The sequence below is a fragment of the Microcoleus sp. Pol12B3 genome (genome assembly GCF_036701355.1).
GTDB lineage: Bacteria > Cyanobacteriota > Cyanobacteriia > Cyanobacteriales > Microcoleaceae > Microcoleus.
On record NZ_JAUBQS010000025.1, the window covers coordinates 20909 to 33367 of the forward strand.

Annotated in this window: 8 protein-coding genes; 1 reads left to right on the forward strand and 7 read right to left on the reverse strand. The window is 46.4% G+C overall.

Annotated features, from left to right (window positions below; all coding sequences use genetic code 11):
• Positions 1-143 precede the first annotated feature (143 nt).
• Positions 144-2189 (forward strand): S8 family serine peptidase, encoded by a 2046-nt coding sequence (locus QUA53_RS14560; protein WP_333098062.1) that lies wholly within the window; start codon positions 144-146, stop codon positions 2187-2189.
• Between the two features lie 134 nt (positions 2190-2323).
• Here QUA53_RS14560 and QUA53_RS14565 read toward each other — a convergent pair whose 3' ends face one another.
• The 7 genes from QUA53_RS14565 to QUA53_RS14595 all read right to left on the reverse strand — a co-directional run bounded on the left by QUA53_RS14565 (position 2324) and on the right by QUA53_RS14595 (position 12418).
• The gene (locus tag QUA53_RS14565; protein WP_333098060.1) at positions 2324-2803 is read right to left on the reverse strand and encodes a hypothetical protein; all 480 of its coding nucleotides are present in this window, start codon (positions 2801-2803) and stop codon (positions 2324-2326) included.
• A 177-nt stretch (positions 2804-2980) separates the two neighbouring features.
• Positions 2981-4651 carry a glycosyltransferase family 39 protein gene (locus QUA53_RS14570; RefSeq protein WP_333098058.1) on the reverse strand — a complete coding sequence of 557 codons (1671 nt, stop codon included), beginning with the start codon at positions 4649-4651 and terminating at the stop codon, positions 2981-2983.
• Between the two features lie 124 nt (positions 4652-4775).
• Positions 4776-7751, reverse strand: coding sequence for an L-glutamate gamma-semialdehyde dehydrogenase (gene pruA / locus QUA53_RS14575; protein ID WP_333098057.1), 2976 nt, complete (start codon positions 7749-7751; stop codon positions 4776-4778).
• 85 nt (positions 7752-7836) lie between these two features.
• The gene (locus QUA53_RS14580) at positions 7837-8754 is read right to left on the reverse strand and encodes a hypothetical protein (protein WP_333098055.1); all 918 of its coding nucleotides are present in this window, start codon (positions 8752-8754) and stop codon (positions 7837-7839) included.
• 199 nt (positions 8755-8953) lie between these two features.
• Positions 8954-11623 carry a protein-arginine deiminase family protein gene (locus tag QUA53_RS14585; protein WP_333098053.1) on the reverse strand — a complete coding sequence of 890 codons (2670 nt, stop codon included), beginning with the start codon at positions 11621-11623 and terminating at the stop codon, positions 8954-8956.
• A gap of 102 nt (positions 11624-11725) precedes the next feature.
• Entirely contained in the window at positions 11726-12067 is a 342-nt protein-coding gene (locus QUA53_RS14590) for a DUF5615 family PIN-like protein (protein ID WP_333098051.1), read from the reverse strand.
• 3 nt (positions 12068-12070) lie between these two features.
• A complete protein-coding gene (locus QUA53_RS14595; protein WP_333098049.1) occupies positions 12071-12418 on the reverse strand; it encodes a DUF433 domain-containing protein in 348 nt (115 codons plus the stop codon).
• Between the last annotated feature and the right edge of the window lie 41 nt (positions 12419-12459).

Below are 12459 nucleotides of genomic sequence, written 5' to 3' on the forward strand. Positions count from 1 at the left end.
AAATCTGTTTAACCTAACCTATGCAGACCTCTACAGACTGTGCGTAATGCGCGCATTACAGACTATTTAGGGCGTTTTTAACCACAAACTTAAATTTAAAATCTAAAATTTAGATCGATATACCTCACTAGGAGTACATTTCTATGCCCGGCCCGAGCCCTGACGGTCTTTCCTATCTTTTAGATGATAGCCCCAATAGTTTCGCCTTGACTCCGGGCTTTTTGACTCCTTATCCTAACGGATTTTTTGCCCTCAGCGGCAACGATTTTATTGTCGGTGCGTCGGATGCCGATCGCATTAGCGGTGATAATGGTAACGATCGCATTCTCGGCGGCAGCAATTCCGATACGCTGTTAGGGGGTGCGGACAACGATTTGCTCAACGGCGGTGTCAGCAGCGACATCCTGTTTGGCGATGCCGGCAGCGATACCTTGCAGGGAGGTAAGGGAGAGGACGCCCTCACCGGCGGCGACGGCAGCGACGTTTTAGTGGGCGATGGCGGCAAAGATATGCTGACAGGGGGTTTGGGCCCAGATACCTTTGTCCTCCGCAGCGACTCCGCAGTCTCCGATCCGGCTGCTGCAGACGTTATTACTGACTTTAACAGTTTTGTGGATTCGATCGGACTGACTGACAATCTTACCGAAGCTGACTTGATTCTCGAAGAAATATCGATCGCCCCCGGTATTTCCAATACATTAATTAAAATTCGCCAATCCAATGCTATTTTAGGCTTGGTAGCCAACGCATCTCCACAAAACCTCGCCAATACATTCATCTCTGCAACTACCGTATTGGGCAACCAACTGGATCAAGCTCGCGATTTAGGCGTTTTGGGCGGCACTCAAACGATCGCCGACTCTCTTAACAACGCCCGGCCAGACGGCCTTTACCGCTTTACTTTGCCTGCAACTAGCGACTTTAAATTAACTGTCAGCGGTTTGACGGCGGATGTTGATGTTGCTCTAATTAAAGATCTTAACGGCGACAATTCTATTGACTTCACCGATATTATTGCTTCTTCTCAACAACCGAATTTATCGCCGGAAGCGATCGACATCGACGGTTTAGCCGCAGGAACTTACTTTGTCCGAGTTTATCAATACCAAGGCAGTACAAATTTCACCCTCAATCTGTCTGCAACCCCTGCAACTGTTTTGACTAACAATGCGAGCAACTTGCAAGGTTTTGACTCTCGTTTTGGGTTCGGTTTGGTGAATGCAGCAGCGGCAGTTGCTAAAGCTCAAGGTACTGCAACTTTTCCTGATGTTCCCGATTTGGGCGGCGACGAGTGGGGCAGAGATTTAATTAAAGCTCCAGAGGTTTGGGCCCGGGGCTTGACTGGAGACGGAATTGTGGTGGCAGTTATCGACAGCGGAGTTGACTACAATCACCCGGATTTGACGGGGAATATTTGGAGCAATGCGGGGGAAACCGGTGTTGATGCGATCGGTCGCAATAAAGCTAGCAACGGGGTTGATGATGACAACAATGGCTTTGTTGACGATTTCCGGGGATGGGATTTTGTCAACAACGATAATGACCCGATGGATGATAACAATCACGGCACTCATATATCGGGTTTAGTTGCTGCGAAAAAAGATGGGGTTGGGATTACTGGAACGGCTCCGACTGCGAAGATTATGCCTGTGAAAATACTTGATGGGGCAGGGGTGGGTAAAATTCGGGATGAAATTAATGCGATTAATTATGCGGTGGCAAATGGAGCAAAGATAATAAATGTGAGTTTGGGCGGTCTACAGTTGAATGCTCAAGAATTGGATGCGATTCGAGCGGCCGAAGCTCAAGGGGCGATCGTGATTTCGGCGGCAGGAAATGATGCTCGCCCACAAGTAGATTATCCGGCTCGGTTTGCCAATGAGGTAGGAATTGCTGTCGGTGGTGTTACCCGAAATGGCTTGTTTGCGGATTATTCTAACCGGGCGGGTGCGGAGACTATTAATTATTTTGTTGCTCCGGGCGGCGACGGTGGGACGACGGATTCTGGTGACGTTTATTCAACTGTGCCGCTTTCTCAACCGGGGATTCCCTATCGATATTTTGCGGGTACTTCAATGGGAGTGCCACAAGTATCCGGCGTGATAGCTTTGATGTTGCAAGCTAATCCGAGTCTGACTCCTGGTGATATTAAGAGGGTTCTTGCGGAAACTGCGAATCGAGCGGTTTGAATTGGATTTGGTGCGATCTCCAATCCTCAATCTTCTACCAATTATTAAAAGCGAACCGTAGGGACACCGCAATGCCGTGTCATACTCCCCGCCCCGGACACGGAATGCCGTGTCCCTACTTTTGGGAATTGGTATTAAAAATTGGCAGCGTAAGTTAAGTCAAATTGGCGGCACAGGGTGATGCAGCAGTAGCTTGGTCGATCGAATACTAATTCGTAATTCATCTGGCCGTCTATTTTTGTGATCGGCTGCTTTAAGGGGATGCCCTGAATGTCGTATTGGCGGCGTTCTAAGGCACTCCAGTCGATAATTTTAATGTCGATTTGGTTCTGCAACTCAGTTGCGATCAGATATAGGTGCATCTTGTCTTGAACTTTCCCAGTCAGGGGAACTTTTATTAACACTGACTGGGTGACGAGAGGTTTTTGGTCGTTGGGATGCTTCTGGGTGTGGCAGCTTTTGAGTTCTATATCGTAAGGTTCTACCTTGAATTTCTCTCCACTGGCGATCGCAGATGAGTGCAAATCTTTCAGGCACTTTTCTAGGTGAGGAATCAGCCCTAAGTCTGGATCGCACAGCAGCTTACGAATGTTGGAGGTTTCAGTGACTGTCATTTGATATTTTTGATGTTATTTTTTGACTCTTAACTTTTAGCTTACCACGAAAAGCTAACCTATCGAACTATACTTGCGACATACTTCCAAAAAAGCCGTTTATGGCCAGTATGTCGCAGTGAATAAGACATTTATTTTTTGGCAGCAAACCCGTGTTTTGGGCCTTAATATTTGAGATTATTTCTTGGTAATTTTCCACAGATTAAGATCGACTTTAGTGTCAGCCGGATCGATTTGATAGTTTTGTTGCTGAATTGCCGAGCGCAAAGTAGAGGACGGTCTGTATAAAAACAACTCACTGAAACCGCCGGGAATTTGCGGGGGTTGGGGTTTTTTCTTTAGCAATTCTCGATTTTTGTAGCAAGAAGTGTAACAGTGGGGTTCTATTAGCAGTTTGACTTTGGGTTCTAGGTAATAACTTAAAGGCATGATATATGCGATATTGGCATCGCTGATAATTAGCGGATTGCTGGCTTGATTGACATTCGCGGCTACTTCCAAGGCACCCAACCAACCGCTGCCTTTATTCCACCAAATATCTGCTTGAGAACTAACTCCACCGGATATAATACCTGCGGACAAAACTGCAACTATAACGATTTTCCACAGTTTTGGCTGTTTTAACTTCTCCAAATTGTTACTAATTTTTGCAGACAGCAGGTAAGCCACTGCTAGCTGAATTCCCACATAACAAGGAACTAAATATCGCGGATTTCCCGATCGCCTTCCACCCTTGATTAGATCTGGTACTGCTAAAAACAAAGCAGTTGTTGCAATTAATAACAATACAATCAACCACACTCGCTTTGGTGTTTTTCGGCATAGATAATAAAGGGCATAGCCGACCAAAGCTAAAATCATGATACCAACTGGAATTAGCAAAGCTAGTTGTGTGGCGTTGGCAGTTCCATCAATGCCAATATCAAAAAATGCTATGCTGATAGAACCAACCCACCGGCTGACTAATCTTAAGTAATTTGTTTGTTCTGCCCATGCTGTTGTGCTTCTAACTTGATTGAAGTTTTCTACAGTATGTACCAGGGAAGGCATGAAGCCGATCAAAGCGATTAAAGATGCTACATAATAGGAAATGAATGTTTTTATATCGCGCCAGTTGGCAATAACTGCGACGTAGATAGCGTGGGCGGCAGCGACGCAGACAAATAACAAGTGTGTGTAAAATCCCAGTGTTGCTGTGCCTGCATAAAGCGCCCAGGAAAGAACGAGGGCGACAGCATTTTGAGTTGAATCAGGGCGCATTGCTCGCAGCAAGGCTGCACAGGATAAAATAGTAGTTACTGTCCACAAACTGTACTGTCTCGCTTCTTGGGCAAATAGGATGTGGTAGGGAGAAATTGCGAAAATTGCGATCGCCATCCACGCTACGGCTGAAGATTCAAATAACTCCCAAGCCAGCCAATAAGTTGCGGGAAATACTAGCAGGCTAATCACGGCGGCCAAACTTCTCATTGCTGCAACAGAACTGCCGAACCATTGCGCCCAATACCGCGCTAGTACGTAATACAGCGGCGGGTGTTGGGGGTCTTCTGTTGCTAAAGAATTCAGGGTATCCCTTACAGTTTTTTCTGAATTTATCTGCTGATACTTTTGTAAATCCGCAGGCGAGGTTATTTTCTGGTACGAAATTTGTTTGATTATTTCGGCTTCGGTGTAGCCGGAAACTCTCAAAGAAGTATATGTTTCGTCGATCCAGTAAAATTTGCGATCGAGATTGGCGAATCGAAATAAAATGCCTATGACTAATACGGCTATAATTAAAAATCGCAGCCACTTGTCAAGTGGAGGGTTGTGAGAATTTAGTCGATCGCGATCTTTCGTATATTCCATTTTATAACTAGCTAATCTCGCACAAATTTTTTCTGTTACCCCAGCCGTAAGGTGCGCCTAGCGCACCTTACCAACTTAACAGCCAGAGAGAGGACTTCAGTCCTCACTGCCAACAAAGGAATGATTAATCATCGATTCCTTCAATCGGCGCAAAACCCTGCCGCTGAATATTTTCAGTTATCGTGCGGGGTTCGAGGAATTGCAGCAAATAATCCGGGCCACCTGCTTTAGAACCAACTCCCGAAAGTTTGAATCCTCCGAAGGGTTGCCGCGATACCACAGCGCCGGTAATTCCGCGATTGATGTACAGATTTCCGACTTCAAAATCGGATGCGGCTCGATCGATATGCGAAGGCGTGCGAGAATACAATCCGCCGGTTAAAGCAAAATTCGTACCGTTAGCAATAACAATCGCTTCGCTGAAATTTTTTGCCCGAATCACCGACAAAACTGGGCCGAAAATTTCTTCTTGGGCGAGAGTTGCTGTCGGCGATACTTCCGTAACAATGACTGGGCCGACAAAATAACCGGTTTCCGGTGCCGGCATTTCTAAAGCTATCTTAGCTTCAGCGCGACCTTTTTCGATGTATTCGCAGATGCGCGAGTGGGCATTTGCATCGATCACAGGGCCGACTTGAGTGCCGGGATTTTCTGCTGGGCCGACATTGAGCGATCGCGTCGCTTCTACCAATCTTGCCACAAAATTATCGTACACCGATTCGACTACAATTACTCGCGAACAAGCGGAACATTTTTGGCCGCTGTAGCCAAATGCCGAATAAACTACGCCTGCAACTGCTTGGTCTAAATCCGCACTTTCATCGACAATAATTGCATTCTTGCCGCCCATTTCAGCAATTACTCGTTTCAGGTGTTTTTGTCCAGGCTGCAAAATCGCAGCATCGGCATAAATCTGACAGCCAACTTCCTGAGAACCGGTGAAAGTAATCATGTGAACGTCAGGATGTTTTACCATGTATGCGCCGACGGTTGAACCTTTGCAAGGCACGTATTGAAATACCCCTTTGGGGATTCCCGCTTCGAGCAAAATTTCTGTGATTTTTGCTGCAATTACTGAGGAAACTTCCGCAGGTTTGAGCAAAGTACAATTACCTGCCACCAGCGATGCAACTGTCATGCCAACGGGAATTGCTAGGGGAAAATTCCAAGGTGAAATGATTAAAGAAATGCCGCGCGGCTGATAGCTATAGCGGTTAGTTTCTCCGGGGATGTCGTAATTTTTCCCTTGTTCTAACCGTTCCATTTCGTCGGCGTAGTAGTGGCAAAAATCAATAGCTTCGGAGACTTCGGCATCGCATTCTCTGACGGGTTTTCCGACTTCAAACACCATCCAAGCTGACAGTTCGTGCCGCCGCTGTTCCATCAACTCAGCGGCTTTGCGGAGGACGCCGGCGCGCTGGCGAACGGGGGTTCTCCGCCAACTGGTGGAGGCTGATTTTGCTGCTTCCAGGGCTTGTTTGGCCTGTTCTTCTGAAAGCAATCCGATGGTGCCAACTACTTCTGTGGGATTGGAAGGGTTGAGAGAATTAACTGTTGCTTCAGTATTTTGGTACTCGCCATTGATAAGCGGTAAATAGGTTTTACCTAAGTTGGCGCGCACTGATTTGATGGCTGTTTCTGCTTGTTGCCGCAATTTGGTATTGGCGTAGTCTGTATCGGCAACGTTGGGAAATACTTTGCTGTAAACTAGCTGGTCATTTCCATTAGCAACGGGCGCGGCTAACAATTGTTCGATTGGCATTTCTTCGGAACTTTGCCGGATGAAAGAACTGTTGGCGGTATTTTCCAGCAAACGGCGGATCAAATAAGCCATTCCCGGCAGCAAATCGCCGTAGGGGCAGTAGACTCGGACGCGATAACCCCGATCAACCAAAAGCTTAGCCAATTTGTCGCCCATGCCATACAGCACTTGCATTTCAAAGCGGCGGCGCGGTATATTGAGAGTTTCGGCAATGGCGATCGCCCTCGCTTGCGATCGTACATTATGACTGCCAATAGCTGCATACAAATATTCGTGATTTTCTAGCAGCAACTGCGTCATCTGCTCGAAATTAGCATCGGTAGCAACTTTGTCATTGTAGACCGGCTGCGGCCAATCTTTCTGCATCGCTTTGATAGTTTCCTGATCCCAGTAAGCGCCTTTTACCAGACGCACTGTTACCGGATTTCCGCGTTTTTTTGCCCAGGAGATCAGGTTTCGCAAATCTTGGGAACTGTCGCGCAAATATGCTTGCAATGTAATTCCAATATCCGTGCGACTGCGAAACTCTTCTTCTAACAATAAGTCTTTGAGAATGCTCAGAGTTAAACTTTTGTAAGCATATTGTTCCATATCGAAATGAACGGCCGCTCCCAATTCCTTCGCGCGGCGCAGTAAAATGCGAATTCTCTCGCTTACTTTCTCCTCGCTACCTTTAGCATCCAAAGGGTCAAACTGAGAATAAAAAGCTGTTAATTTTACGGATACTTGCACTCGCGGCAAAGTTTCATCATCAGCTTTATCAATTGCATCTACTTGCGGCCAATTCTTCGCTGCCTTAGCCAGTTCCTCCATCAATTCCAAATAGCGGTTAAGATAAATTTGCGCCTCCGCTTCAGTAATGACAGCTTCCCCCAAAAGGTCAACTGTAAAACCCATTTTATCTTTGCGAAGTCGCTCTAAGGTTTTAATTACCTGCTTGATATTTTCCCCAGAAATATACTTGTGTGCCAAAGTTTCCACAGCAGGCGCAACCGTCGTCGCCGCCAATTGACCCGGAACTGAATCAGGGCTAGCAAAGTTGAGCAATTTTTTCAAGGCTTCGGGCAATTCAACCTCTTGGGCGGTCAGATATTCTTGCAGATGGCGGGCAATTTCCGGCCTGCTGCGGAGGGCCGGCAAACAGTCAATAAATCGAAACAACTGCACCCGCAGTCCTGGGCTAGCCATCGCCCAATCCATCAGTTTGTCATCCCAGCGCATTTGGTCTTGGAGTTGGCCAAAAAACGATCGCTTTTTCTCTTGAGTTGCCCGCAGGATTTCTTTGGCAATTTCTTGAGTTTTTGCTTCATAGATGCTTGGAGATACTTGTGCGACCATTGGTAATTAGTAATGGGTAATTTGTAATTCGCAACCAGGGCGGGTTTATGTATTGGGTAACTACCCCCTGATACAATTGTACTTGCTATTTGACTTCAATTCTAACACCGTAGTTTGCTTGGCGGTCGCCGGAAATTTCAATAGTATAATCGCCGCTGCTGGCTAGTTGACCTTGCCACTGACTGGTACTATTTGCAGTACCTATTTTTTCACCGTTAGGAGCAATAATTGCTGCACTAACTTGACCTTGTTGAACATTTATTGTCATGCTTTGGCCGCTATTGCACTCCAGTAAATAGCGCTTGGATATGTTGGCTCGCAAACTACTGTTTAGAGTAGTTCCCGTAGCACCAGCTTGAAAGTACACTCGCTCGGTTACAGGGGTTTCAACCACAGCGGGAGAAGGAGAAGGAGAAGGCAACGGCGACGGCGACGGCGAAGCAATTTGCGGAACCCCTGACAGAGATGGTATTTGAGTGGGATTGGGCGACGGTTGGCGATCGGCGGGCCGTGCCGGGCCGGGTGCTGGGGGAAGTCCGGGCAGGCGGTTGGCGGGCGCTGCTGGGACAGGGGGAGGGCTTTCGGGAAGGGGTACGTCAGCGGGTAGTTTGATTTGAAGGTTCGCTCTTTCCTGATACATTCTCCACCCTAGCAAACTGCCGAGACTCAGGACTGAACCGACCAAAATTCCGCTGAGAAAAACTGCTAAGATTTGCCAAGAGCGGGCTGGTTTTGGATCGGAGTTGGCAGTTGGAATTGTTGGAGTCGGATAACTTGGAAGTTGAGTGGTTTCCGGGGCGCTATCGGCGGTAAGTGGAATTGTTTCGGCCTCATCGATTGGGGCTGAAATATCTTCGGGCGCGGCAATTTCGGCGGGAGTTTCTGCTGATGCGGAAGTTGAATCTGTCCTGTCAATTTCACTGCGATCTAACTCATCGCTAGCAGTGGAAATTGTTTCCGGTTGCTGAGTAAAAATTTGTTTTTTTTCCTGTTCGTCGCTCATGGGGCTAAATTTATTTTACAAAGACCGCTTTTAGACATTTTACGTTACTGGTGCGATCGCCTGCACTGCACCAATACGGCAAGGCCCTTGACAAAATGCCGTCCCTGTCGAGCGAGAAATCTATCGGCTGCGGCGATCGCAATTTACCCATTTTCCGTAAATATTGAGTACAAATTGCGATCGCAAATTACTGCTGGGTTCAATTATTAGGCAAAGACTGCCAAAAAGGCCGATCTTCAGGCTTCCTCACAGTATTCGTCGCCGACTGCACGTTTCCTTTCAATTCTTGATAATATCTGTCATCCAGAAAACTAACGCTGACGCCAGCAGGAAGCAGCAGTTGGCGCAATCTTTCCTGAGTGTAATCTACACCCTCAATCATTGGCCCGCGCGGATTTGAAACTAACAACTTGCCGTTAACTGGCACCGAATTGACCATATTAGGCCACCAAGCATAGCCGCTGTAGCCAAACATCACCGGAACTTGAATAATTTGGTCGTCTCGGAGTAAAAATTCTCTTTTCAGCTTCTCTATAATCGGATTAAGTTTCTGATTTTGCAAATAGAGATTGTGTTGAATTAAAGCGCGATTTTGCAAAGCGGCGCTGACAGTTGTTTGAGTGCTCAAACCGCGATTGACCGTCACATCGCCGTAACCTCTTCCCTGCAATTCTTCCAACAGCTTAACTCCGGCTTCGGGACTGGCGATCGCCATTACATATTGTCCGGGAGTTTGAGTGGGAATAAAATTGATAATTTCATCGACTTGGCGAGTCAAAAGCCAAGAAGTATCAAGATCCACTGGTGGCCCTTGAATTCGCTGAGCTTGAATAAAATCAAGTACCTCTGGATTAAAACTAGCATTTCCCGAATTCCCGTAATAAACTCGACCCATTGGGTGTCCGGGAATCGGCGGTGTCACCTGCAAATTGCCGTAGCCCTCAGACCACTGACTTACAGGGTCTAAAGAACGAGGATTGCCAATTTTAACTACTTTCAAATCCCGGTCTTGAGTTGATTTAAGAGGCGGGTTTTTCTCTGAATCGCTATTGCTTTTTAGGGCTACATTAAACAGGCGTAGATCCGATTTTTCTGGCAATTGAACGTAGCCGTTTTTCTGGGTATCTTGCATCCAAGTGCGATCGCCCTGGAGAATTTTTACTTGAGCGCCCGTGGGTTCTACTGCTTCTTTTAATTGCGAGATAAATTCGCTGTTTACCGAGCCTCTGTCGCTGACTTGAACTTCGGTTACTGGTGCTGTATTTGGCGCTATCATCCAAGGACTAACGCCCATTTGGATTGTTGTGGAGGCGATTTTTTGACCGTTGTTTTGGGCAGTTGCTTTGAGATTTACAGTGCCGTTCCAATTGCGATCGGCAAATTGTTTGGCTTCGACACCTAAAACAATATTCGTGCTAAAAATAAGAGGTTTAGCACCGGATATATCTACAGGTTGCCAGCCGTCGCCCGTCTTCTGGAAAACTCTGATGTGAGGGCTAGCTATGCTGTCAGCCGTGATAAATAACTGAGAGGTTTTGAAGTTTTCAGACAGTGTTAAGTTAACTTGAGAAAGCATTGCTGCACGGCGGGGAGCGCTAACTTTGGTTTGTTTCCAAGTCGGTATCTTGCCGCGATCGTTATTGCGATCGTTAAATAAAATTAGCGCGCCCTTCGACAAAGACCATTGTTCTTTTCCGGCTTCGTCTTGCTCGTTAATTTGGCCATCTCTGTTAGTATCTCCCGCAAAGAAAAAGTTCGGCGACGACGCGGCGGGTGTAACTGGGGCGGGAGTTGGTGTTGCAGTTGATTCAGGAGTTGGTTGAGAAGTTGCTTGTTGATTTCTCTCTAGTTCTTGCCTTTCAAGTTCTTGTCTTTCCAGTTCTTGTCGGGCTAACTCTTGCCTTTCAAGTTCTTGTCTTTCCAGTTCTTGTCGGGCTAACTCTTGCTTTTCAAGTTCTTGCCCTTCCAGTTCTTTTCTGGCTGCTTCTTGCCTTTCAACTTCTTTCCTGGCTAACTCTTGCCTTTGGAATTCTTGCCTTTCAAGTTCTTTACGGGCTAATTCTTGCTTTTCCAACTCTTGCCTTTCAAGTTCTTTACGGGCTAATTCTTGCCTTTCCAGCTCTTTCCTGGCTAATTCTTGCCTTTGGAATTCTTGTCTTTCTAGTTCTTTTCGAGCCCGGTCTTTTTTTTCTTGCTCTTTTCTCTCTATTTCTCGACGAGCAAATTCTTTTTTCTCTTGCTCTTTGCGGGCTCGCTCTCTTATCTCTTCTTCCTCGGCTCTAACTTTCTCCACAGAACGTGCAACTTGCATTTCATAGGTAGCGACACTGAGATTTCCTTGATATTCGATGGTTTTGTCGATCGCCCCATCGGCCAAAAAAGAATCGTGAGGAATGAGTCGCAACGTATTGATAGCCAACTCCCACAGCCGCTGGGACTGTTCCCAAGTAGCAGAAGAAGGATTAGAAGTGCGTCCAATTAAGACTGCTTGGGCGGCTAATTTAGCAGCATCATCCCAATTATATTTGGCTCTTTCTTCTATTTGAATCTGACTCTGAACGTTTTGAAGTTGCTGCGTCAGAGTTTGAGATTGCTGGCGGTGGATTGCTGACTTCCAAAGTTCTGCCGGAAACGGGGTGCTGTCGGGAGTTTTCGCAAGGTTATCTAATTGTACTTTCAGGCGATCGCGCAATTTGTAGAGTTCGGGGAGGGATTGCGGAGTTTCGCCCTCTGACTGTCGCGCAGAGAGTGCGAGTTGGTAGTTTAGGGAAGGTTGAGCCACTGTTGTGGGGACTGCAATCCAAATAATACCGATGACGACACCGAAACCATTGACGATCGCGATCGCAATATATCGAACCCAGCGCATATAGTTTATCCTCAGACACGCCAATAATTTTACCTAATCTTGGGAGCAATGGGGGATTTAATTATAAGATTTGTAGGATGGGTTTGGGGGAGCTGCTTTTTTTCATGTCGAAGGACGGTTAACTCGAATCAATTTACCGTTCAAAGTATCGACCGTAGAAATAGCATCATTAATTCGCGTCGCCAGCCTTTCAAAATTTGGGTCTTCCGTGCAAACAACAATACCACTATGGTCAGAGTTTTGAATGTGTAATCGCATGAAATGACGGCGATTGCGCGTTAAAACTGTTCGGGAATTGCTCGCAGCAAAAGCTAACACATCTTCGTCAGGAATTTGAAGATTTGCATTCCCTGCTTCCCTCGCTGTTAATACATCATGACCCAAAGCCCGCAGTAATTCTACCACTGCTAGCGGGAAGTTTTCATCTGTGTAAAAACGTGCCAACTTTTAATAAACCTCGCTTTCTTCCATAACTTCATCGTTTTCTCTAATTGCCTGTTCAATTTCCTCTGGGTAAGCATCAGCATAAGCCCACGCATTTACCAAGTCAGCGGCGGTTAGATCGGGAAAGGATTCTAGGATGATACCATCGGAAGCACCTAAACGTCGATCGCACACCAGTGACCAAACTGGTATGCGAGTATTACCGATACAAGCATCGCCTCCGCACACACCAGGAGTTTTTTTAATGCCTAGAGAACCGTTGGTTAAAGTTTGAGTTAGAATGCTGATTAGTTTAGCTTTATCAACCGCATTTAATGTTGAGATTTGAGTTTCTAATTCTTGTATAGTCATAAGTGCGATCGCTCGGATTTGATATTAGTTAGATTATAGCA